Annotated in this window: 23 protein-coding genes; 8 read left to right on the forward strand and 15 right to left on the reverse strand. The window is 68.5% G+C overall.

The window, feature by feature from the left end; translation table 11 throughout:
- The first annotated feature begins 93 nt into the window (after positions 1-93).
- Both AC1DB1_RS02205 and AC1DB1_RS02210 read left to right on the forward strand, forming a co-directional pair.
- On the forward strand, positions 94-768 hold the full coding sequence (locus tag AC1DB1_RS02205) for a TetR/AcrR family transcriptional regulator (protein WP_477199621.1): 675 nt from the start codon (positions 94-96) through the stop codon (positions 766-768).
- Positions 765-1622: a 3-hydroxyacyl-CoA dehydrogenase gene (locus tag AC1DB1_RS02210; RefSeq protein WP_477199622.1), complete on the forward strand. Its 858-nt coding sequence runs from the start codon at positions 765-767 to the stop codon at positions 1620-1622. Before AC1DB1_RS02205 ends, AC1DB1_RS02210 begins: the two co-directional genes overlap by 4 nt.
- Positions 1623-1765: 143 nt before the next feature.
- Here AC1DB1_RS02210 and AC1DB1_RS02215 read toward each other — a convergent pair whose 3' ends face one another.
- From AC1DB1_RS02215 to AC1DB1_RS02235, 5 genes are all read right to left on the reverse strand, one after another.
- Positions 1766-2362, reverse strand: a complete 597-nt coding sequence (locus AC1DB1_RS02215) for a DUF6611 family protein (RefSeq protein WP_477199623.1) — start codon at positions 2360-2362, stop codon at positions 1766-1768.
- 124 nt (positions 2363-2486) lie between these two features.
- The gene (locus tag AC1DB1_RS02220; RefSeq protein ID WP_477199624.1) at positions 2487-3632 is read right to left on the reverse strand and encodes an AI-2E family transporter; all 1146 of its coding nucleotides are present in this window, start codon (positions 3630-3632) and stop codon (positions 2487-2489) included.
- A 78-nt stretch (positions 3633-3710) separates the two neighbouring features.
- Positions 3711-4400, reverse strand: coding sequence for a hypothetical protein (locus AC1DB1_RS02225; RefSeq protein ID WP_271176948.1), 690 nt, complete (start codon positions 4398-4400; stop codon positions 3711-3713).
- 47 nt (positions 4401-4447) lie between these two features.
- Positions 4448-5005, reverse strand: a complete 558-nt coding sequence (locus AC1DB1_RS02230) for a GIY-YIG nuclease family protein (RefSeq protein WP_477199625.1) — start codon at positions 5003-5005, stop codon at positions 4448-4450.
- Positions 5006-5087: 82 nt separating this feature from the next.
- A complete protein-coding gene (locus tag AC1DB1_RS02235; RefSeq protein ID WP_477199626.1) occupies positions 5088-6044 on the reverse strand; it encodes a hypothetical protein in 957 nt (318 codons plus the stop codon).
- Positions 6045-6233: 189 nt separating this feature from the next.
- On the opposite strand from AC1DB1_RS02235, the gene AC1DB1_RS02240 reads away from it, so the two are divergent.
- Positions 6234-6998 carry a nucleotidyltransferase domain-containing protein gene (locus tag AC1DB1_RS02240; RefSeq protein ID WP_477199627.1) on the forward strand — a complete coding sequence of 255 codons (765 nt, stop codon included), beginning with the start codon at positions 6234-6236 and terminating at the stop codon, positions 6996-6998.
- Here the strand turns inward: AC1DB1_RS02240 and AC1DB1_RS02245 are convergent.
- Entirely contained in the window at positions 6995-7171 is a 177-nt protein-coding gene (locus AC1DB1_RS02245; RefSeq protein WP_271176944.1) for a hypothetical protein, read from the reverse strand. The two genes, AC1DB1_RS02240 and AC1DB1_RS02245, sit on opposite strands and share 4 nt — an antisense overlap.
- Before the next feature lie 101 nt (positions 7172-7272).
- Here AC1DB1_RS02245 and AC1DB1_RS02250 point away from each other — a divergent pair, with 101 nt between their 5' ends.
- On the forward strand, positions 7273-7539 hold the full coding sequence (locus tag AC1DB1_RS02250) for a hypothetical protein (protein ID WP_271176943.1): 267 nt from the start codon (positions 7273-7275) through the stop codon (positions 7537-7539).
- Between the two features lie 36 nt (positions 7540-7575).
- Here the strand turns inward: AC1DB1_RS02250 and AC1DB1_RS02255 are convergent, their stop codons facing one another.
- Complete coding sequence (locus AC1DB1_RS02255) at positions 7576-8148, reverse strand: TetR/AcrR family transcriptional regulator (RefSeq protein ID WP_271176942.1); 573 nt, start codon at positions 8146-8148, stop codon at positions 7576-7578.
- Between the two features lie 99 nt (positions 8149-8247).
- On the opposite strand from AC1DB1_RS02255, the gene AC1DB1_RS02260 reads away from it, so the two are divergent.
- From AC1DB1_RS02260 to AC1DB1_RS02270, 3 genes are all read left to right on the forward strand, one after another.
- Positions 8248-9309, forward strand: a complete 1062-nt coding sequence (locus AC1DB1_RS02260) for an SDR family NAD(P)-dependent oxidoreductase (RefSeq protein WP_477199628.1) — start codon at positions 8248-8250, stop codon at positions 9307-9309.
- Between the two features lie 84 nt (positions 9310-9393).
- Positions 9394-10032, forward strand: coding sequence for a hypothetical protein (locus tag AC1DB1_RS02265; RefSeq protein WP_271176940.1), 639 nt, complete (start codon positions 9394-9396; stop codon positions 10030-10032).
- Between the two features lie 77 nt (positions 10033-10109).
- Positions 10110-10502, forward strand: coding sequence for an SHOCT domain-containing protein (locus AC1DB1_RS02270; RefSeq protein WP_271176939.1), 393 nt, complete (start codon positions 10110-10112; stop codon positions 10500-10502).
- Positions 10503-10588: 86 nt separating this feature from the next.
- Here the strand turns inward: AC1DB1_RS02270 and AC1DB1_RS02275 are convergent, their stop codons facing one another.
- The 6 genes from AC1DB1_RS02275 to AC1DB1_RS02300 all read right to left on the reverse strand — a co-directional run bounded on the left by AC1DB1_RS02275 (position 10589) and on the right by AC1DB1_RS02300 (position 19171).
- Complete coding sequence (locus AC1DB1_RS02275) at positions 10589-12586, reverse strand: beta-galactosidase (RefSeq protein ID WP_271176938.1); 1998 nt, start codon at positions 12584-12586, stop codon at positions 10589-10591.
- Entirely contained in the window at positions 12583-13527 is a 945-nt protein-coding gene (locus AC1DB1_RS02280; protein WP_477199629.1) for a carbohydrate ABC transporter permease, read from the reverse strand. The genes AC1DB1_RS02275 and AC1DB1_RS02280 overlap by 4 nt, the downstream gene beginning before the upstream one ends.
- A complete protein-coding gene (locus tag AC1DB1_RS02285) occupies positions 13520-14473 on the reverse strand; it encodes a carbohydrate ABC transporter permease (protein WP_271176936.1) in 954 nt (317 codons plus the stop codon). The genes AC1DB1_RS02280 and AC1DB1_RS02285 overlap by 8 nt, the downstream gene beginning before the upstream one ends.
- Before the next feature lie 66 nt (positions 14474-14539).
- Positions 14540-15901, reverse strand: coding sequence for an extracellular solute-binding protein (locus AC1DB1_RS02290; RefSeq protein ID WP_477199630.1), 1362 nt, complete (start codon positions 15899-15901; stop codon positions 14540-14542).
- Between the two features lie 28 nt (positions 15902-15929).
- On the reverse strand, positions 15930-18044 hold the full coding sequence (locus AC1DB1_RS02295; protein ID WP_477199631.1) for a beta-galactosidase: 2115 nt from the start codon (positions 18042-18044) through the stop codon (positions 15930-15932).
- A 134-nt stretch (positions 18045-18178) separates the two neighbouring features.
- Positions 18179-19171, reverse strand: a complete 993-nt coding sequence (locus AC1DB1_RS02300; protein WP_477199632.1) for a LacI family DNA-binding transcriptional regulator — start codon at positions 19169-19171, stop codon at positions 18179-18181.
- 261 nt (positions 19172-19432) lie between these two features.
- On the opposite strand from AC1DB1_RS02300, the gene AC1DB1_RS02305 reads away from it, so the two are divergent.
- A complete protein-coding gene (locus tag AC1DB1_RS02305; protein WP_271176932.1) occupies positions 19433-19735 on the forward strand; it encodes a hypothetical protein in 303 nt (100 codons plus the stop codon).
- Positions 19736-19830: 95 nt separating this feature from the next.
- Here the strand turns inward: AC1DB1_RS02305 and AC1DB1_RS02310 are convergent, their stop codons facing one another.
- Together AC1DB1_RS02310 and AC1DB1_RS02315 are read right to left on the reverse strand one after the other, a co-directional pair.
- Positions 19831-20490 (reverse strand): DsbA family protein, encoded by a 660-nt coding sequence (locus tag AC1DB1_RS02310; protein ID WP_477199633.1) that lies wholly within the window; start codon positions 20488-20490, stop codon positions 19831-19833.
- 117 nt (positions 20491-20607) lie between these two features.
- Positions 20608-23130: an MMPL family transporter gene (locus AC1DB1_RS02315; RefSeq protein WP_477199634.1), complete on the reverse strand. Its 2523-nt coding sequence runs from the start codon at positions 23128-23130 to the stop codon at positions 20608-20610.
- Between the last annotated feature and the right edge of the window lie 20 nt (positions 23131-23150).

The raw sequence follows: 23150 nt of genomic DNA on the forward strand, positions 1-23150 counted from the left end.
GCGCGGGGCGGCGCACCGCTCGACTTTCCGATAAAGCTGAGTAGACTCATTTATGAGTTCATTCATTTCGTGGGATCGGGAAGAGGTGTGACGATGACGGATGAGTCCACCCGGCCCGCAGGCCGGCGCGAGCGCAACAAAGAGGAGAAGCGGTCGCGCATCTTCGATGCAGCCGCCCGCCTGTTCGACCGCGACGGATTCGCCGCCGTCACCACCCAGCAGATCGCGGACGAAGCCGACGTCGCCGCCGGCACGGTGTTCCGCTACGCCGCCACCAAGGCCGAGCTGCTCGTCATGGTCTACAACGAGAAGAGCGCCCAGAGCATCCAGTCGGGCATCGACGCCGACGATCCGGATGGCCCGGCCGCCGGTCGGGCGCTCCGCCTCGTCACCCCGCTGGTGCGCGCCGGCCGCAACAGTGACGAGAACACCCTCGTCTATCAGCGCGAGATCCTCTTCGGCGACCCCGGCGAGCGCTACCGCGCGGAGGGGCTCGAGCTGTTCGTCGCACTGCGCGAGCGCATCGCCGCCACCCTCCGCGACTCCTGGCTGCGCGCGAGCCCCGGCGCCTCCCCCGCACCCGACAGCGCCGCCGCTGCACGGGCGATCTTCGCCGCCATGCACCTCGCCATCGCCGATGCCGCCATCACCGCGACCTCGACCGACGACCTGCTCACCGATCTCGCCGCGGACTTCGAGGTGATCGCCCGCGGCTACCTGACCACCCCGACCACCTCCCCGACCGCCTCTGAGAAGGAGCAGCAATGACAGACATCACCAACGTCACCGTTCTGGGAACAGGTGTTCTCGGCTCGCAGATCGCGTACCAGACCGCCTTCCACGGCTTCACCGTGACCGCCTACGACATCACCGACGAGGTGCTCGCCACCGCCGAGAAGCGGTTCGCCGGTCTCGCCGCCACCTACGAGTCCGAGGTCGCGGGGGCCGCCGGCGGCGCCGCCCAGCAGGCTCTGCAGCGCATCCGGTACTCGTCCGATCTGGCGGACGCCGTCGCTGACGCCGACCTGGTCATCGAGGCGATCCCCGAGAACCTGCAGCTCAAGCAGGAGACCTACACGAAGCTCGGTGAGCTCGCCCCCGAGAAGACGATCTTCGCCACCAACTCGTCCACCCTGCTGCCGAGCGACCTGGTCGCATTCACCGGACGGCCGGCCCAGTTCCTCGCCCTGCACTTCGCCAACCACGTGTGGGTGAACAACACGGCGGAGATCATGGGCACCACCCAGACCGACCCCGCGGTGTACCAGACGGTGGTCGACTTCGCCTCGGCGATCGGCATGGTCCCGATCGAGATCAAGAAGGAGAAGGCCGGCTACGTGCTCAACTCGCTGCTGGTCCCCCTGCTGGATGCCGCATCCGAACTGCTCGTCGACGGCATCGCCGACCCCGAGACCATCGACAAGACCTGGCGCATCGGCACGGGATCCCCGGTGGGACCCTTCCAGATCTTCGACATCGTTGGCCTCACGACGGCCTACAACATCTCCGCGGCGGCCGGCCCCAAGCAGCGCGAGTTCGCCGCGTACCTCAAGGAGAACTACATCGACAAGGGCAAGCTCGGCCTGTCGACGGGCGAGGGCTTCTACCGCTACTCCGCCTGAGAGGAACCGGACGCCGTAACGAGACCGAGGCGGTAACGAGATCGAGGCGCCGACGCGCCGTCACAACCCCCGTAGTGACGGCAGCCGCGTCGGCGCCTCGCTGTCAGCGAGCCTAGCATTAACCGGACGAATGGTATGTTTACTCAGCGAACGCTCGGCTGACCTGCAGGTCTGATCGTCGCGAAGACCTGACCCCACCCGGCCTCGAACTCGACCTCGCCGATCTCGCCGCGGTCCCTCCGCTCCTCCAGCGCGAGAAGCGCTGCGCGGCTGGCACTCAGCGTGCGAGCGTCCCCCGCTCGGTGCAGCGTCGTCCCGACCACCATGCTCGACGCGCTGACGCTGCGGCACGCCCGCCGCAGCTCGCGGGACACCCGCGCGAGCACCATGCACCCGGCCACGTACAGCCCGAGCATCCCGACGAGCGCCGCCCACGACGCGACCGGCGCCAGCACCATTGCGGTGACGAGCGCTCCGAGACCGCCGATCAGCGGCCACTGGCGATAGGCCATGAGGATCCTGCGCTCCGCTGCGTTGGTTCCCGGCGCGAACACCACGAGGCGATGCGAGACCACCCCGCTGCGGTGCGCCGTCGCGCTCGACGTCTGATCGAGGTAACCCCACGGATGGCGTCCCTCCGACAGCACGCGGAGGAGGCGCTCAACGCGACGCCCGGGTCGACCGGGGTGGGCGCCGCTGCGACGTTCGAGGGCGGATGGATGACGGGATGCAGTGGACACGCTCCTGTTCTACGCGCGCGGCCGCCCCGCCATCCGGATCCTTACGGAATCCGGACGCGTGAGGGCCGCATCCGAACGGAACACGAACGCGGCCGCCCATGGACCACCGGCCGCGCCGCCCGCGTCAGCGGAGCTCCTTGCGCGGCATCACCAGCTCCTTGATGATCAGGATGATGCCCGCCGAGATCGGGATGGCCACGAGCGCGCCGGCCAGCCCGAACAGCGTCGACCCGGCGAGCGCGGAGATCAGCACGACCGAGCCTGGGATCTGCACCGCCTTGCCCATGACCTTCGGGGTGAGGATGTAGGCCTCGACCTGCATGTAGATGAGCATGAAGATCAGCACGATGAGTGCCGAAACCGGCGAGTGGATCAGCGCGATGATCGTCATCGCGATCGTCGTCAGCACCGTTCCGATCAACGGGATGAGTGTGATGAAGAACGCCGCGATGCCGATGAGGAACGCGCCGGGCACACCCGTGACCACCAGGAGGATCGTGCTGTACACCGCGTTGAAGAACGCCAGGATCACCATGCCGCTGAGGTACTTTCCGAAGTTGCGCAGGATGCGCTCGGAGTACTCGATGAACGTGGGCCGGTGCGAGGCGCTCACCAGCTTGTAGGCCGCGTTCTTCGTGGAGTCGTAGCTGGCGATGAAGTAGATGGTGAGGATCAGCACGAAGAATCCGGACGTGATGGCGTCGAGCACCCCGAGCCCGAAGCCGACCACTCCGCTGCCGATCGCGGCCCAGACGGTCGGGTCTTTGACCTCCTTGGCGATCCAGGTGACGAAGTTGCCGAGCACGCCGTTGCTCGCTTCGTTGGCGGTGTCGAACCAGCCCTGATCGCGCAGCGTGTTGATCTCTTTGGGGATCGCCTGCACCAGGTAGCTGATCTGGCTGACCACGAGCGGGAGCACCACCCAGACGATCGCAACCGCGACGCCGACGATCAGCAGGATGACCGTCACGATCGCCCACGCCCGCGAGAAGTGGTGCCGCTGGAACCACCGGATGAGCGGGTCGAGCCCGACCGTCGCGAACGCGGCGAAGAAGATCATGAACAGGATCGAGCGGAGTCCGTAGAGCGCCAGCCCGGTGGCGATGGCGCCGATGACGCCCAATGAGACGAGATAGCCCCACTGCAGCGGTGTGCGCGAGCTGCGCGGCTCGAACGGCTGCTCAGGCCGTGGTGCGACCACCGTCGCCGCTGCCGTCGTCGCCGGTGCCGTCGCCGGCTGCGCGGCCGGTGTTCGCTTGGATGCCCGCATCGTCGTCTCCCCAGGGTTCGATGGTGCTCACCCTAGTGGGAAGAAGCGCTCGGAATCAGTCCCTCGGCGCGGTGTCGATCACCAGGCGTCGGCCGGAGCCTGCACGATCTCGACGGGCCGCGTACTCCAGTGGGCGCCGTTGGCGTAGTGGCTCGACGCCCACGGAGATGCCCAGATCGCCTGGGCAGTCGCATCCGCGGAGCTTCCGGCGGCGAGGCCGGCCACGATCTCCGGATACCCGCGGTGCAGGTTCTCGGCGCAGTAGCGCGCGGCCGTGACCAGGTCGGGATAGCTGCCGAGGCCGGCGCCCCCGCCGGAGCCGTAACCGTTGTTCAGCGGGTTGTTACGGTTCCACCAGTCGGGAGGACCGTTCTCCTGCCGCATCCAGCGCAGGATGACGGTGACGTTCTCTTCGGTCTTCGGCCAGCCGCCGAACAGGAGCACGAGTTTGGCCCAGTCGGCGTTGGTCCCGTTGTTCGCCAGGGTTTGCACGCCGTCGGTCGCGGCGACGCCATCGCGCACGACGGTCTGCGCCGTCACGCCCGGTGCGACCTTCATCGTCTGCCCGGCGATGCGCTCGTCGAACGTTGGCACCGCCGCCTGAGCGCGCTGGGTCGGCGCGATGGAGAGCCCGGCGATGAGCGCGAGCGCCATCAGACCGAGGGCGATGCGGTTCGGCAACGGCAGCGCCATGACGACGGCCGGAGTCGGCAGGCGTCGGCCTGCCGAGCGGCGGCCGTGTGCGCGTTGGGGGTCTGCTGGCTGCATACCCGTTCGAGGGTACCAAAGGGTTGCGGGTTCGTGAACCGGGCCGATCAGCCGCGCAGCGCGATCCGTTCGCTGCGCCAGCGGTCGTAGAGGCCCCACGGATCGTCCACTCCGGCACTCAGGGCGGCGAGGTGCGCGGCGAGGTCGTCGTTCGGCTCGAACCATTCGGTGCGAGGGATGCGGTGGGCGGCGAACTGCCGGTGCCGGCGCTGCTCGAGCATCCGGCCGCCGCGCTCGAACGCGAGCACCTCGTGGTGCGGGAGTGCTGCGATCCGCTGGCGAGGGTTACCGGACGTTCCGATCTTCACCCGGTCGTCGAAGCGCAGGTAGTAGACGACGTCGACGCGGTCGTCGAGCGCATCGCCGTCGGGGATCTCCCCCTGCCGCCACTCGCAGATCGCGCAGAGCCAGCCCGACGGGTACCGCACGCCGAGACGCGAGCCGCATGCCAGGCACGGTGACGGGAGGAGGTCGGTGATCCCCACGTCGGAGGCGACCCAGTCGTACGCCGCAACGAGGTGGTGGGTGCAGAGCGGCACCGGGGAGCCCGCCTCGACCGGATCCGGGCAGGGCGCGCCGTTCGGGAGGAGGACCGCGCAGTGCATGCCGGAACGATAGCGCGCACGGCTGACGCCGCGACGTCGCCCCGGCAGCACCTCTTCGGTGCGCGCCGGATGCGAGCCTGTGTCAGGCGTATCCGACGACGCCGGTGAAGTCCGGAGAGCCGTCGGGGCGTGCGGGGAGCGGTGCGCCGTTGATGTAACGGGGCCACTCGAGTTGCAGACCGGAGCCGACGACGAGTCGCGGGTATGCGGTCGACGGTGGCGCGAAGGACGGAGCGGCGGGGACGGCCGGCGGTGTGCGAGTTGTCGGCGCCGCCGGAGCGGGCGGATTGGGCGGAGCGGGCGGCGCGGCCGGATTCGACGGCGCGGCCGCCGAGGGCTGCCAGCTCTGGAACGCCGCCGCCGGCTGCTGCACCGGCTGCAGCGGGAACTGCTGCTGGGGCTTCGCCACCTTCGGACCGAAGAGCGAGAAGGTCAGCGGGATCAGGATGGTCCCCAGAGCATCCAGGATCGCGATCACGCCCATCAGCCGCCAGTACGTCTCGCCGAAGTCGACACGCGTGAAGATCAGCGGCAGCGACAGTCCGACCGTCAGCAGTCCGACGAGCGTGAGCGTGCCGATGGTCACCTTGCTCATGATGGGGCCGGTGAACCGGCGCTGCGTGTTGAGCACCAGGTGGATGTGGAGCAGCCCGAGCCGCGCGACGGCCACCAGCGCGAACCAGGCGAACGGCTCCCACCAGGGGGAGCTCCCGTCGTACGTGTTCGGCGTCCAGACCTTCACGAGACCGGCGATCAGCAGGTAGATCGAGGTCACGACGCTGACGGCACCGAACCAGGGGGCGCGCCGCGCCGACACGTCCGCGTCGTACCAGGAGACCAGCGAGAAGAAGACGAAGAGCGAGATCGTGCCGATCAGACGCCAGCACAGTTCGTCGAACTCCCCGATGAGAACCGCGTAGACGCCGACGAGCGCTGCGGCGATCAAGGCCCCGATGACGATGCGCGGCATCAGGTGGCGAACCCACGCGTACTGGCGGGTCTCCGGTCGGTGGAGCGGGGCAGGGGCGGTCGTGCTCATGGGATGCCTCTCATATGCCGTTGCGTGCATGCACCCTCGGGTGGGGCGCTCCGCCGAGCGTACCGAGCGGGTTCGGCAGCTGGTATCCGTGCACACACGGATTCTCAGCCCGCCCCGGTGGCCCGGCCTACGATGGCGCTGAGCCGACGTCCGCGGCGCGGCGTCGATCGCTCTGGCTACGATGATCGGATGGACGACGCCCGGTTCCTCGACGCTGTTGCCGATCGCCTCGCCTCCCTTCCCGCGGTCGAGGCGGTGAGCCTCGGAGGCTCGCGCGCTCAAGGCACGGAGCGGCCCGACAGCGACTGGGATCTCGCCGTCTACTATCGCGGCGCCTTCCGTCCGCAGGCGCTCCGCGACCTCGGCTGGCCGGGCGAGGTCTCCGAGATCGGCGGGTGGGGCGGCGGAGTCTTCAACGGCGGCGCCTGGCTGACGATCGACGGACGCGCGGTCGACGTGCACTATCGCGATCTCGACGTGATCGAGCACGAGCTCGGCGAGGCCGAGGCCGGACGTTTCCGCATCGAGCCGCTCCTGTTCCACCTCGCGCTCATCCCGAGTTATCTGGTGGTCGGCGAGCTCGCCATCAACCGTGTGCTCCGCGGCTCGCTGCCGCGCCCCCACTACCCGGATGCTCTGCGCCGGGCTGCTGCCGACGAGTGGTCGGGCCGCGCGGAGATCACAGCGGTGTACGCCGAGCGCAACCACGCAGCCCACGGCCGGGTGACGGCCTGCGCCGGGCTGCTCGCGACGTCGGCGATGCAGTTCGCGCACGCGGTGATGGCCGCCCGGGGCGAGTGGGTCACCAACGAGAAGACGCTGCTCGACCGTGCGGGCATGCGCTCGGTCGACGACCTCGTCGTGGAACTGACCCCCGAACCCGCGCGCCTCGGCGCGGCCGTCGCCGAACTGGTCGAACTCGGCCGGTCACGACTGGCCGACGCCAGGGGCTAGTCGACGTCGACCGACCAGATCGGAAGACCGTTGGCGGTCAGCCGGTCAGTCTCGATGTAGATCGCCGTGCGGCCGTCTTCGTCGGTCAACTCCGCCTGAAAGGCGTACTCCGTCAGGTCCCAGGTGCGGCCGTCGAACGGGCCGCCCTCGAGCTGCGCGATGCGGGCATCCATGGTTGAACGCTACTCCCCCGCGGCCTGGTAGCACCCGCAGAAGATGCGCGTACTATCGCCAGGGCAGCCAGCTGAGGTTGCTCCGACCCGAAGGAGGCGCGATGGACGTTCCGACTCTTGTCGTGGGAACACAGCGCTATCGCTTCGATGTCGACGTCGAAGATCTGAAGCGCTCGATCGTCGACGCCGTGCGCAACGGAGGCTCGTTCGTGACGATCATCAGCACGGCCGGCCGGCGCACGGACCTGCTCATCACCGCGTCCACCGAGGCGCGCATCGAATTCGCCCCGCCGCCCGAGCCGGAGAGCGCCGGTGCGAGCGGACCGGAGACGTTCCGCGACGACTTCGATCTGGACTACGGCCTGTAGCGGCAGGAGGCGTGCGCGCCTCCGGTGAGGCGCGGCCTAGGCGCTCACGTCGGGATCGGTCGCGAACCCCTCGCGGAAGATGCGGCGCGCCCGCTCGGCGATCGCCGGACGCTCGTCGTGGTCGGTGCGCGAGAGCAGGAACGCGAGCATCGACACCGCGAGCATCACGTCTCCCCCGGTGACGCTCGCCCGGATGCGCCCGGCGTCCTGATCGCGCACGAGCACCGCGTCGACGACGGCGGACACCCGCGCGCCGAGCTCTTCGGCCCGCGGGTCGTGGCGCTCGGTGCTGATCATGTCGATGAGGGCGGTGGAGGCGATCGCCTGTTCGGAGATCTCGTCGAAGAGGTCGCTCATGCGGGCATCCGGTCGATCTCGTAACGCCTCGAGATCGGTGATGTTGTCGTCGAACACCGCCAGCGCCAGCGCGATGCGATCGGGGAAGTGCCGGTAGAGGCTGCCCTGTCCGACCCCGGCTCGACGGGCGACCGCGCTCAGCGGAGCGGCGAATCCGCCCTCGGCGAAGACCTCGCGCGCGGCGGCGATGAGAGCCCGACGGTTCTCGGGACCGGCACTTCGTCCTCTGTTCATCTTCCCGTCAGCTGGCACGGGTGTAGCGTACTACCGGACAGTGTTGTCCGGTAGATCAGGGGTCAGCGCCCGTATCCCCCAGCGACGCGCCCCGCAGAGAAAGAGGAACAGATACCCATGAGCAAGAACGCAGGTACGCTCTCCGGCGATTCGTCGATCCGCACGTGGCTCGAAGACCCCGTCGGTGGCCCGATCATCCGCGACCTCCTGGCGCAGTCCGGTCAGGATGCTGATGTGCTGCGACCCGTGCACCGCCTCGCACTCAAGCGCCTCGTGTCGCTGAGCAAGGGCGCCTTCACGCAGCAGATGATCGACGAACTGGTGCAGCGCGTCGAGTCCGGCGAGGTGCCGGCAGGCGCGACCGCTGCCGCCGACGAATCCGCAGCGGAGTCCCCCGCCTCGGCTCCCGAGCCCGAGCCCTGGGTCGAGGTCGTCACCGCAGGACGCTTCGCGGGCAAGACCGTGATCGTGACCGGAGCCGGCTCCGGCATCGGCCGCGCCACCGCATCCCGCATCGCCCGTGAGGGCGGCCGCGTCGTCGCCGTCGACATCTCCCGGGAGCGCCTCGACGCCTTCGCGGCCGAGCTGCCCGAGGCCGAGATCGTGCCGGTCGCCGGTGACATCACCGACGACGCGGCGATCGCCGCGATCGTCGCCGCCGCCGGACCCCGCATCGACGGACTGGCCAACATCGCCGGGATCATGGACAACATGACCCCGGTGCACGAGGTCTCCGACGCGATCTGGGACCGCGTGTTCTCGATCAACGTCACCGGCACGATGAAGCTGATGCGCGCCGTCATCCCCGCGATGCTCGCCCAGGCCTCCGGGTCGATCGTGAACACCGCGTCGGAGGCGGCCCTCCGCGGCTCCGCGGCCGGTGTCGCCTACACGGCGTCGAAGCACGCGGTGGCCGGCATCACCAAGAGCAGCGCCTTCATGTACGGCCCGAGCGGCATCCGCGTCAATGCTGTCGCCCCCGGACCGACCATCACCAACATCGAGGCGTCGTTCGGGTCCGCACTCGGTGCCGAGCGCGTGCAGCTCGCCATGACGATCCTGCCGGATGCCGCTGAAGCCGACGCTCTCGCGGCGTCGATCACCTTCCTGCTGAGCGACGACGGTGTGAACGTCAACGGCGTGATCCTGCCGTCGGACGGCGGCTGGTCGGTCGCGTAGCAGGTCGTCTCCATCGCGCCCGGCCCTCATGATCATCCTCGACGGGTGACGTGAGGCGCCGGGCGCTGTCGCACACTGGTGCCGATGTCCGAATCGGAAACCCCGCCCCGTAAAGAACGGACCTGGCCGACGGAGCTCCGCGAGATCGTCGCGGTGTTCATGCTCTCGGTGACGGCCATCCTCACCGCCTGGTGCGGCTTCGAATCCTCGAAGTGGAGCGGTGAGATGTCGATCGAGTTCAGCCAGGCCTCCTCCGACCGCATCCAGTCCCTGAACGCCTCCAACGACGCCAGGGAGGCGCGCTCGATCGATCTCACGATCTACGCGCAGTGGGTGGATGCCCGCGCAACCGGCGACGAGAAGCTGGCGTCGTACGTCGAGGCCCGCTTCACCCCGGCCTTCCAGGTCGCGTTCGACGCGTGGCAGAAGGGCGGCGAGTCGACGGCGTCGCCGTTCGCCGAACCCAGCTATGTGCCGGCGGGCCAGGCCGAGGCCGACAAGCTCTCGACGAAGGCCGATGCCACATTCAACGCCGCTCTGCAGAGCAACCAGCGCGGCGACAACTACTCGCTGCTCACCGTTCTCTTCGCGCTCGTGCTGTTCTTCAGCGCCATGTCGAGCCGCAACCGCTACCCGTGGGTCGACTGGTTCCTGCTCGGACTCGCGATTGTGATCGCCATCGCGGGAGCGGTCATCCTGGCGTCGTATCCCGTGCTGATCTGACGCACCCGTCGTGACCCTTGCCCTTGCATACCCCTCCGGGTATAGCCTGTGGCCATCCGACGACGAGGGGATGCACCATGGACTGGAACAACTTCTGGAGCGTTATCTGGTTCGTCTTCTGGATCTTCGCCTATACGGCGTACTTCTTCGCGCTGTTCGCGATCCTGGCCGATCTGTTCCGCGACCAGAAGCTGAACGGCTGGTGGAAGGCGGTCTGGGTCATCTTCCTGATCTTCGTGCCGTTCCTCACCGCGCTGGTGTACCTGATCGCCCGCGGCCGTGGCATGGCCGAGCGACAGGGCGCCCGTTATGCGCAGGTCAGGGAGGACTATGACGACGGCGCCAAGTCGAGCTCGTTCGCGAACCCGGCCCATGAGATCGAGAAGGCGAAGAACCTGCTCGATCAGGGCGTGATCACGCAGGGCGAGTTCGACGCGATCAAGAACAAGGCGCTCGGCAACAAGTTCTGAGGCGCCCCTCGGTCGCGCTTCGTTGAGGGGCGGCGAAGGCATCGAAACCCGCGGTTTTGGATGCGTTCGCCGCCCCTCGACGTCAATCAGGCGTCGGCGATGAGGGCCACGGCCTGCGGCGCTAGCGACAGGCCGGAGGCAGGGGCTCCGGTGAGGATGTCGGTGCCGAGCAGTTCGAGCGTCACTGCGGCATCCGAGTGGTTGATCGCCACGAGATGCGTGCCGCGTCGGACGAACTCCACTCCGGCCGCGCGCGGCAGGCGGTCGACGGCCGACGCCGTCAGGATGCCGTCGAGCAGGGTGCCGAGCGGAGCGTCGTCGAGCTGCGTCGCGACGTACCAGGCCGTCCCCGCCCCGCGGTCGTGATGCGTGACGGCCGGATGCCCGTCGAGCGCACCGCCCTCGAACACCGCGTCCACCGTGGCCGAGGTGATGCGCACGTACTCGCCCCACAGCGTGGCCTCCGCGACGCCGCCGATCGCGTCGCCGCTCACCGTGAGCACGGGAGGCGTGCCGCTGCCGAGCGCCGCGAGATCCGGAGCGGCGGGCGGCGCGAACTCCTCGATCCACACCCCGAGCGTCTCGCGGAGCAGCCCGAGATACCCGCCCGTGCGCACGTGCAGATTCTCGTCGAGCACCGCCGTGAGGTACCCGACGACCAACGTGCCCCCGCCGGCGGCGTAGGCGTCCAGCGCCGTCAGCTGCTCGTCGCTCGCCACGAACAGCGACGGCACCACCACGACGCGGTAGCCGGCGAGGTCGTCGGTGGGGCGCACGAAGTCGATCGTCGCGCCGGCCGCGGCGAGCGCCCGGTACCAGCTGAACACATCCACGATGTAGCTCACCGCCGCCGGTGACGCCGGCTGCTCGATCGCCCACCACGAGTCCCAGTCGAAGACGATCGCGACCTGCGCGGGCACGGGAGCGCCCAACAGACCCTCGACGCCCGAGAGCATGCGCAGCTCCGCCCCGAGCTGCTCGACCTCGCGGAAGACGCGCGTGTCTGTTCCGCCGTGCGGCACCATGCCGGAGTGGAACTTCTCCGCGCCCGCCACGGCCTGCCGCCACTGGAAGAAGAGGATGCCGTCGGCCCCGCGCCCGATGCTCTGATACGACCAGGCGCGCATCTGCCCCGGCAGCTTCGCCGCGTTGCGCTCGCGCCAGTTGACCGCGCTCGGCGCCTGCTCCATCAGCAGCCACGGTGCGCCACCGCCGAGCGAGCGCATCAGGTCCCGCTGCATGGCGGCGTACGCCGACGAGTACGGATCGGCCGGATCCGGATAGGAGTCGTCCGACACGATGTCGACCTCCTGCGCCCACTTCCAATAGTCGGCGGCCTTGAAGAACCCCATGAAGTTCGTCGTGATCGGCACCGTCGATGAGCGCCGGATGATCGCCGCTTCGGCGCGGTAGCACTCCAGCAGTTCGTCCGAGCTGAAGCGGTCGAAGTCGAGCAGCTGCGTGGGGTTCTTGAAGGTGGGCGCCGCCCGCGGCGGCAGGATCTCGTCGAAGCCGGCGTAGTGCTGCGACCAGAAGGCCGTGCCCCAGGCGTCGTTGAGCGCCTCGATCGAGCCGTACTTGCGTTCCAGCCACGAGCGGAACGCGGCGGCCGACGCGTCGCAGTAGCAATGGCTGACGTGGCATCCGTATTCGTTGTTCACATGCCACAGCTCGAGCGCGGGATGGTCGGCGTACCGCGCGACGATCGCCTCCACGAGCCGGGCCGCGTAGCGCCGGTACACCGGCGAGCTCGGGCAGTACGCCTGCCGGCTCCCCGACGAGAGGGTCACGCCCTGTTCGGTGACCGGCAGCATCTCCGGATGCGCGATCGCGAGCCACGGGGGCGGTGACGCCGTGGCCGTGGCCAGGTCGACGCGCACCCCTCCCGCGTGCAGCAGGTCGAGCACCTCGTCGAGCCAGGCGAAGTCGAACTCGCCGTCCCGCGGTTCGATGCGCGCCCAGGAGAAGATGCCGACCGAGGCCAGGTTGACGCCCGCCCTGTTCATCAGCGTCACGTCGTCACGCCAGACCTCGGCGGGCCATTGCTCCGGGTTGTAGTCCCCGCCGTACCAGAAGTCGCTCATTCCTTCACACTTCCGCTCGCGAGTCCCGTCGTCCAGTAGCGCTGGAGGAACAGGAAGGCGATGACCAGCGGGATGATCGAGACGAGCGATCCCGTGATGACCACCGAGAACAACGCCTGCGACCCGCCGCCGGCTGCGCTCGTGGCCTGCTGCTGGGCGAGGCCGACGGTCAGCGGATACAGCTCGGAGCTGTTCAGCATGATCAGCGGAAGGAAGTAGTTGTTCCAGGTCCCGACCAGCGCGAACAGGAACACGGTGACGATCCCCGGCCCGAGGAGCCGCAGGCCCACCTGCCAGAAGATGCGGAACTCGCCCGCGCCATCCACCCGGCCCGCTTCGATCATCGAATCCGGAATGGCGTCGGCGGCGTAGACCCGCATCAGGAACACGCCGAACGGGCTGACGAGCGACGGCACGATGACCGCCGCCGGAGTGTTCGTGATGCCGAGCTGGCTGAACATCAGGTAGGTCGGCAGGGCGAGCGCCGTGAGCGGGATCATGATGGCCCCCAGCACCACGCTGAACATGACGATCGCACCCGGGAAGCGGTACTTGGCGAACGCGTAGCCCGCCATCGTCGCCAGAAGCGACGCGCCGATGGCGCTCACCAGCGCGTAGACCAGCGTGTTGACGGCCCAGTGCAGGTAGATGCCGTTCTGGGTCGTGAAGACCGCCGCGATGTTCGTGAAGAGGTCGAACGAGTGCCCGAACGCGAACCCGAACGTGCTGAACAGGTCGCCGTTGTTCTTGGTGGATGCGATGAACAGCCACACGATCGGCAGCACGAAGTAGAGCGCGCAGATCCAGAGCAGCACGGTCAGCAGGGTGCTGCGCTGCTTCTCTCTGTTGTACGACGTGCCCTCACCCCGGCGATTGGTGTTGCGCCGGGGCGGCGCCTCCGACGGTGGGGCGATCGGTTCGCCCGTCGCTGTGTCAGTCATTTCGGGCTTCCTTTCGCTGCGTCGTGAGCTGGACGACGTACGACACGATCGCGATCACCAGTCCGAGGAGGAAGGCGATGGCCGCGGCGTAGTTGACGTCCTGGTTCGTGAACGCGAGGTTGTAGGCGTAGTAGTTCGGCGTGTAGCCGTTGTCGATGACGTTGGGCGCGAGCGCATGCAGCAGGCTCGGCTCGTTGAAGAGCTGGAAGGTGCCGATGATCGAGAAGATCACGGTGAGCACGATCGCCGGCCGGATAGCCGGGATCTTGATGCTCCACGCCACCCGCCACTGACTGGCGCCGTCGATCTCCGCCGCCTCGAAGAGCTCGGTCGGGATCGACCGCAGCGCGGCGTACATGATGATCATGTTGTAGCCGACGAAGGCCCAGGTGACGATGTTCATCATCGAGCCCAGCATGTTCCCTGCGCTCAGCAGGTCGGGAGCCCCCAGACCGACGGCCCGGAACGTCTGGGCGATCGGGCCGAAGTCGTTGCCGTACAGGTAGCCCCACATCAGCGTGGCGACGACGCCGGGCACGGCGAACGGCAGGAAGATCAGCAACCGCAGGGCCACGGATCCGCGCACCCGGCCACTGTCGAGCGCGAGGGCGAAGAAGAGCGACAGGGCGAGCATGATCGGCACCTGGATGACCAGGAACAGCGCCATGCGGCCGACGCCGGCGAGGAAGTCGGGATCGGTGAAGGCCCGGAGGTAGTTGGCGAACCCGGCGAAGGTCGAGCCGCCGACGAGCTGGGTCGTGAACAGGCTCAGGTAGCCGGAGTAGAACAACGGCAGCAGGAGCATCACGATGAACACGATCATGAACGGCGCGACGAACAGGTATGCCGCGATGTTGAGCCGGCGCTGGTTCGCGCTGTGCTTGCGACGCACCTTCGGGATGCGCTCTCGCGCGCGCACCGGCGACGGTGCGACGGACTGGGTCATGATGAACTCCTTTGTTCGACCAGGTGCGTGCCGGGGCGGCGGTGTCGGCCCGCCGCCCCGCACGACTTACTTGTTGACGGAGAAGCCCTGCTGGGTTCCGTAGGTGACGAGGGCCTTCTGCCAGGCGTCGAGCCCGGCCGAGAGATCGCCCTTCGCGGCGAGCGCCTTGCCCATCGTCTCGGTGTAGCTCGAGTAGGCGTAGTCCATGTAGGGCAGCCAGTCGAACTTCGTGTCGACGGTGGTCGAGATATCGGCGAACAGCGCGTTCACCTTCTGGCCGCCGTAGAACGGTGCAGCCTGGTCGACGAACGCCGGATCCTTCAGGGTCGCGTTCAGCGTCGGGAACAGGAACTGCTTGTTCGCCAGCATCAGCGTCGACTCGGGATCATTGTTGATGAACTTCGCCAGCTCGTAGGCGGCGATCGGGTTCTTCGTCGTCTTCAGCACGGCGTCGGACGATCCACCCCAGTTACCGGATGCCTCCGTCGCTCCCGGCGTCTGCGGCAGCGCGGCGGCACGCCAGAGACCGGAGGTCTTCGCGGCCGTACCCTGCAGGAAGACGGGCGCCCATGCCGCGGTCAGCCATCCGGCGTACTTGCCGTTGGCGAGACCCTGGTACCAGCTGTCGGTGAAGTCGGGGTCGGTCGAGACATACCCCTTCTGGATCAGGCCCTGCCAGTACGTGGCCACCTTCTTCGCCTCGGCGCTGTTGACGTCGACCTTCACACCCTTGCTGCCGTCGTAGCCGAACGGCTTGACGCCCGCCTGCCACAGCAGTCCGAGCATCTGGCCGGCCTGGCTCGATGCGAGGTTCGACATGAACACACCGGTCTTCGACTTCACCGCTGCGGCATCCGTCGCGTACTCGTCCCAGGTCGTCGGGGCCTTGGTCACTCCTGCTTTGCTGAGGATGTCCTCGCGGTACAGGTTTCCCATCGGTCCCGAGTCCTGCGGGATCGCGAAGATCGAGTCGTTCTGCTTGACCTGGTTCCAGACCCACGGCACGTACTCGTTGCTGAGACTCGAGGCGCCGTACGGCGCGAGGTCGAGCAGGCTGTCGGTCACGGTGAACGAGGAGATGTACTGGAACTCCATCTGCGCCACATCCGGAGCGCCCTTGCCCGCCTTCAGCGCGGTGCGCAGCTTCTGGTAGTGCGGGGCTCCCTGACCGACGTTCTCGACGTCGACCTTGATGGCCGGGTACTTCTTCTCGAAGAGGGCGACCTCGTTCTTGATGTCGGGGACCCAGGTCCAGAAGGTGAGGGTGGTCGGCGTCTTCATCGCCTTGTCGATCTCGGACTGCGAGACGGGCTTCGTCGTCGTTCCCGATGTCCCGCCACCGCCGCCGGTGCAGCCGGTCAGCGCGAGGGCGACAGCCAGGAGGCCGGTGCCCAGCGCCAATGCTGTTCTCGGTGCTTTCTTCCTCATGAGCGTTCTCTTTCTCTTGGTGGTCCGGTCACGCCTGTGAACCGGGGACCTCGAACACGGCGACGTCGCGCGGTTCGAGGGTGAAACGGGACCCGGCGGCGAACTGCTCGCCGGTCTCGACGAGGGTGCTGTCGGCGGGGACGGTGACGGAGTGCGCGGTGCCCGACCAGTTGTGCACGAACGTCACGGTGCGCTCGCCGGCTCGGCCGGTGCTGACGGTGACGGGCGTTTCGGTGCGCCAGCGCTCGGATGCCGTGCTCGGCACCAGCCAGCGGGCGATGCTGCGGGCGAGCGGCTGGTTGGGCACCGTGCCGACGTAGGTCACGCGCCCGGCGCCGAACGGCGTCGTGGTCATCGCGGCACGCGCGCCGAGCTCGGTCGGCTCGTACTCCAGAACGGTCTCGGCGCCCTCGAGGTTCAGCACGTCGACCCACGCGGTCGCCTGCGAGCCGGGCTCGAGCTCGAATCCGGATGCCGCCTCGCCGCTGCTCGCGGTGACCGTGAGTGGGGCCGCCAGGTTGCTGTACTCGTCGTACCAGACACCGGCCGCCTCGTGCAGCCGGTCGGGGGCGACACCCCGCCGCGCCCGGGCCAGTTCGTCGCCGTAGCCGGTGCGGATGCCCAGCACCAGGTGGCCCCCGGCCTCGGCGTAGGCACGCAGCGCGTCGAGCGTGGCGTCGTCGGCGACGTACTCCGCGACGGCGACGAGCACCGGATACTGCGCGACGAGGTCGGCCGCATCCTGTTCGACGAACTGCCGGGTGTGCTGAACCCGCACCTGCGCGCCGGCTTCGCTGAAGCCGCGGTAGAAGGCATCCACGATGTGCGCGTACGAACGATGGTCGGGGCCGCCCTCCTCGGTCGCGAGCGGCGGGTAGAACTCGAACGACCACTTCGTGTCGGTGGAGTAGAGCATGAGCACGTCGGCATCCGGCTCGAAGCCGTCGAGCGCGTCGCCGATGCGCTTCAGGCTCGCACCGAGCTCCGCGACCTCCCGGTAGATGCGGCCGGGCACCTGGCTGTGCGGGAGCACGCCGCCCCAGTACGTCTCGACTCCGAAGTGCAGCGTGTGCCAGTGCCAGTACTCGATCATCCGGGCGCCGCGGCTGACCAGGGCGAACGCCGCCTGCTTGATCTGACCGGGATACGGCGGCTGGTTCTGCCACGGGCCGCCGATCGACTGCGCGTTGGTCTCGGTGACGAGGAAGCGTTCCTGCGCCGACGAGAAGGCCCGGTCGCCCCACTGGAACAGCGCCCACGGCCCGGTGTGCCACCATTCCGCGCGGCGCGGCAGGTCGACGTCGGCGGAGAGGCCGTCCTGCATCAGGTAGTAGGGGTTGCCTGCGGTGATGTCGAGCGCCGCTGCGAGCTCGTCGTCGGAGATCTGCGCGCGCGAGTACGAGATGCAGGTGGTGACGAACTGGTCGTCGCGGGCGTACTCGCGCACGATCTCCGCCTGCCACGCGATCAGGTCGGTGGCCTGCTCGCCCTGGAAGCGGCGCCACTCGAGCTGGTACTGGGGCATCATGTTGCCGGCGGGGCGCCAGAGCTCCGACCACTCGGAGATCCGGTGCGACCAGTAGACGAGTCCCCACTCCTCGTTGAGTCGCTCGACGGTGCCGTAGCGCGCGCGGAGCCAGCCGACGAACGCCTGGAAGGTCGACTCGTTGTGCGGCAGGTTGTTGCCGGGCTCGTTGTCGACCTGGTAGCCGATCACGGCGGGGTGGTCGGCGTAGCGTGGGATCATCTTTCGGATGACCCGCTCGGCGTACCACCGGTAGACCGGCACCGACTGGTCCATCTCCTGGCGCGCGCCCCAGCCGATGGCCCGGCCGTCGGCGCCGATCGCCGCGATCTCGGGATGGAGGGTCTGAAGCCACGGCGGGATGGCGTAGGTGGGTGTGCCGAGGACGACCGCGATCCCCCGTGCGTGCGCTCCGTCCAGCACCGGCTGCAGCCAGTCCAGGTCGAACTCGCCGTTGCGCGGTTCCCAGGTGGACCACACCGACTCGCCGACCCGGATGACGGTGAAGCCCGCCTCCACCATCAGGTCGAGGTCACGATCGAGCGTTCCCTCCTCCTGGTACTCGGCGTAGTAGGCGGCTCCGAAGAGCACGCCGGGGAACTGAGGGTTCTGAGTCATCGTCGACCTTTGCTTCGTCGTACTGTTGTCGACAACATTCCGCGGTTGCGTCACCGGAATGTTGTCGACAACATTAGGTTGGCCGCTACATTACACACGCTGTGAAGCAGCGCACAAGAGTCGTGACCGGATGGTTACTTTGCGGCGGGTGGGGCCGTCGACGCCCGCGCGACAAGCTCCGGCAGGCGGTATCCGGGGACCTGCTCGACGCTCTCGCCCTCGATCTTGGCGATCAGCACGTTCATCAGGTACGCACCCTCGCCCTCGAAATCCAGGCGGATCGTCGACAGCGACGGCAGGTGGAACCGCGACTCGGGGGCGTCGTCCATGCCGATGACGCTGACGTCGTCCGGCACCCGGATGCCGCGCTCCGCGAGACCGAAGATCAGCCCGATGGCCATGCTGTCGTTGGCGAGCGCGACCGCGGTCACGCCATCCGGAAGCTCATGTGCGGCGCGGTAGCCCGACTCGGCGGACCAGTCGCCCTCCGTCTCCCAGGCGAGCTCCAGCCCGCGGGCGGCGACCTCGTCGACGAACCCGCTCCGGCGCTCCCCCGACGCGATCCACACGCCGGGGCCGTTGACGAACGCGACCGAGCCGTGGCCGAGGTCCGCCAGATGGGCGGCCGCGAGCAGGCCGGGATGCGCGCGCGGGTTGCCCCCGGCCGACGCCAGGCCCTCACCGGAGTCGATGGAGATCGGCACGTCGATCGCGCGGTTGGCGACGGCGGCGCGCACCACATCCGTCTGCGCGGTGGCGAAGACGCCCGCGATCTGGTGCTCCATCACGACGTCGAGGGCGGCGTCGACCGAGGCGGTGTCCTCGCCGTCCATGGACGCGATGTCGAGCACGAAGCCGCGGCTGCGCGCGGCGGTGGTGGCACCCGCGATGATCCGCCCCGGCCCCGACAGCTCCATTCGATGCGCGAGGATGCCGATCCTGTTCGACTGTCGCGACCGCAACCAGCGCGCGGCGCCGTTCGGGCGATAGTTCAGTTCCTCGATGGCGGACTGCACCTTTGCCCGGGTCGTGGGGCGGATGCCCTCGAACCCGTTGAGGAACCGCGTCACCGTCTGATGGGAGACTCCGGCCTGGCGGGCCACATCGTAGATGGTGGCGCGCCTCATGGAATGTAGTGTCTCACAGCCGCTCTCCCCGCCCCTGCTGCTGCTCCGTCCTCCCGCGCCCCCTTCGGTACCCGCTTCCGTTGAGGGGTGGCAAACTCGCCTGAACACGCCGGTGGGGCCTGCTTTTGCCACCCCTCAACGAGACCGGCCACCCTCAACGGAAGGAAGCGGGAGCAAGCGGGCTCAGGGGCCGGTGGTACCCTTCGAGAGAGGAGCCCGGACAACGTCCACGCCCCTCTTGCTCGAGGCATGGAGGGTTCGATGCGTGATTTCACCACACCGCTCCACTCGACGACCGAGGCGCCGTCGACCAGATCCGGCCCCGCGCGTCCGCCAGGCGGACTCCCGCTGACCATCCGGTTCACGGCGCCCGAGTACGCGGCGCTGCTCCGGATCGCCGGCGAGCGCTCGACGACGGCCAGCCATCTGATCGAGGATCTCGTGCGCTACGCGCTCACCCACAGCGTGGTGCCGCCCCTGACCGAGCCGCCGAGTCGCGCGCGGGGTCGCGCAGAGGCCCAGGAGCCGCACGAAGACACGGACCCGCAGGAGAACACGGCCTGACCGTTTCGTTGAGGGGTGGCAAATGCGGCTCTCACCGGCGTGTTTAGGCGAGTTTGCCACCCCTCGACGAAAAGTGGTGCCTGGGAGTCAGCGGGCTAGCCGGCTAGGCGGGCGCGGAGGTCTTCGAGGAAGCCGTCGCCGGGGTCGAGGGTGTCGCCGTTCAGGCGAGCGGACGGCGTTCCGGTGATCGCGTGCGAGCCGGCGAACGCGTCGGTCGTCACTTCCGCGAGGAGTTCGTCGTGGTCCCGCTGCCGGAGGGCCTCGCGCACATCGACGTCGTGGCGGCCGGCGATGGCGGTCAGCTCCGCGTCGTCGAGACCCGTCGTGGCCTCCTCCGGCTGCCGTTCGTAGAGCTCGGCGAGCACCGCCAGCACGGCATCCGGAGCCACGCGGGCGGTTTCGATCAGCACGGTCGACGCACGCGTCGAATACTTCGACCCCTTCGACTCGCGGTCGAGGAACGTCAGGGGATGCAGCACGAGCGAGACCTCGCCCCGCTCGACGAGGTCCGCGATCGCGGAGCCGTTCTCCGCGTCGAACTTCGCGCACCACGGACACAGCGGATCGAACCAGAGCTCGAGCACCTGTTCCGACGGCTCGCCGAGCCCGATGGTGCCGGTCGCCGCATCCCAGGCGTTCGACGCGCTCGCGGCACTCGGCGACGTCAGCGACCCCGCCGCGCATCCCGTCACGAGCGAACCGATCACCGCGGCCGCAGCCGCCACCAGCGACCACCGACCAGAACGTCTCCGCATGCCACCACTCACGCCGAACTCCCTTCTCGTGGCCGCCATCCGCGTGAGGCAGCACCGGGAGAATCTATGACGCGCGCACCGGCCCCTCAGGCCGAGCGGCCGAAAACACGTAGGGCGTCAGACGCCGACGCGCACGTCCGGATGCTCCGCCTCGTCGACGACGGGAACGCTGTGGTGGCGGCGCTCGAGTGCGGCGCCCTCCACATCGACGTTCGGAAGGATGCGGTCGAGCCAGCGCGGCAGCCACCAGGCCGAACGGCCGAGCAGGTGCATGAGGGCCGGCATCAGCAGCATGCGCACGACGAACGCGTCGAGGAGCACTCCGATGGCGAGCCCGAAGCCGATCGAGCGGATCATCGTCGACTCCGAGAAGATGAACCCGCCGAAGACCGAGACCATGATCAGCCCCGCCGCCGTGACCACGGACCGGCCAGCGCGCAGACCCTGCATCACCGCTACGCGTGCGGATGCTCCGTGCACATACGCTTCACGCATCCCGGACGCGAGGAAGAGCTGATAGTCCATCGCGAGCCCGAACAGGATGCCGATCAGGATCACCGGCAGGAAGCTCAGGATCGGCCCCGTCCCGTGGATGCCGAGTGCGTCGGCGAACCAGCCCCACTGGAACACCGCCACGATGGCGCCGTAGGTGGCGAAGAGCGACAGGATGAACCCGCCCGTCGCGATCAGCGGCACGAGCAGCGACCGGAACACCAGGATCATGATGAGGAGCGACAGCCCGACCACGACGACGAGGTAGAGCGGCAGCACGTTCGCGAGGCTCTCGGAGATGTCGATGTTGATCGCGGCCTGACCCGCGACGCCGAGCGTGATGCCGCCGACCGCCGGAAGCGAACGCAGATCGCGCACGAGCCGATCGGTCGAGACGCTGTTCGGGCCCTCCTTCGGAACGACCTGGAAGGCCGCCAGCCGGTTGTCGTCGGACACGGCGATCGGCGCCACCGCGACCACGTCGCGCTGATCGGCGATCTTCTGCGCGACGAGCACCTGCTTCTCGAGCACCTGATCGTCGTCGAGGCCGGCGGGCAGTGCCGCTGTGACGAGCAGGGGCCCGTTCGCACCGGCGCCGAACGCCTTCTCGGTCGTCGTGAAGGCGCGGTACGACGCGGATCCGGCCGGTTCGGTCGAGCCGTCGGGCAGGCCGACGCGCATCGAGAGGGCGGGGATCGCCACGATCAGCAGCGCGACGATGCTCACCAGCACGGTCACGATGGAGCGAACCGTCGACATCGGGCGCACCGGCTTCGGCTGGTGACGCTCGTGGCCGATGCGGCCGCGGGCGCGCTTGTTCAGGATCTTCGTGCCGAACAGTCCGAGCAGCGCGGGCGTGAGGCTGATCGCGATCAGCACAGCCACGGCCACGCACACCGCGCCGACCGTTCCCATCAGCCCGAGGAACGGCACACCTGTGACGTTCAGCGCGAGCAGTGCGACGATCACCGTCGAGCCGGCGAACACGACGGCGTTGCCGGCCGTCCCGTTGGAGAGGCCGATCGACTCCCGCACCTCCGCGCCCTGCAGCAGCTGCTTTCGATGCCTGTTCACGATGAACAGCGAGTAGTCGATCCCCACCGCGAGCCCCAGCATCACGCCGAGCACCGGCGTGACGGATGCCATCTGGACGATGCCGGAGAAGGCCAGCGAACCGACCACGCCGATGGCCACGCCGACGAGGGCGGTCACGATCGGCAGCGACGCGGCGATGAGGCCGCCCAGCATCACGAGCAGCACGACCGCCGCGAACACGAGACCGGCGGCCTCACCGACACCGAAGATCTGCGGAACGCCCTGAGAGATGTCGGTCGAGAACGAGACGTCCGCGCCGTCGATCTTCTTCGACTCGAAGTGGTCGATCACGGCCTGCTTCGACGACTCGGAGAGCTCCAGTCGCGGCACGGTGAACGCCACGTTCACCAGTGCGGTCGAGCCGTCTTTCGAGACGACACTGATGCCGTCGGAGAGGGCGAGGAGCTTCGCGCCGAGGTCGGCCTTCGTGCTCTGCTGCTCGAGGGTCGTGCGCCCGGCGTCGAGCTTCGTCTGCTGCGCCGCGAGTTGCGCCTTCTGCGCGTCGAGCTGCTGCTGCTGCGCGTCCAGCTGGTCGGTCGGTGCCCCGGCCGCCGTCGCCTGTGCGCGCGCCTGATCGAGCTGGGACTGGGCGGCCGCGAGCTGGGCGCTGCCGGCATCCAACTGCTTCTGGCCGGCGTCGAGCTGCGCGCGACCGGCGGTGATCTTCGCGGCGCCGTCGGCGAGCTGCTTCTGCTGGTCGGCGCGCTGCGCCTCCGAGGCGAACGGATCGTTGATGGTCGCGACGTCGGGCAGGTCGTCTCCGTCGGCGACGAGCGCACTGATCTGCTCCCGCTGCGTCGCGGTGAGCGCCGAGCCGTCGCGGGTCGTGAAGACGACGGTTCCGGATGCCCCGCTGAAGTCGGGCAGCTTGGCGGCGAGCTCGTCTGTGACGGCCCCGGATGCGGTCCCCGGGATGTCGAAGCTCGAGGTGAGCGTCTTGAACCCGATGAGGAACCCGCCGACCGCGAGCGCGAGCACGACCACCCAGGCGGTGATGACGACCCATACCCGGCGGGCTGCGAACACGCCCAGCTTGTAGAGCAGTTCTGCCATGGTCCACGCCTCTCGTCCGC

This window comes from Leifsonia sp. 10N434 (assembly GCF_056394405.1).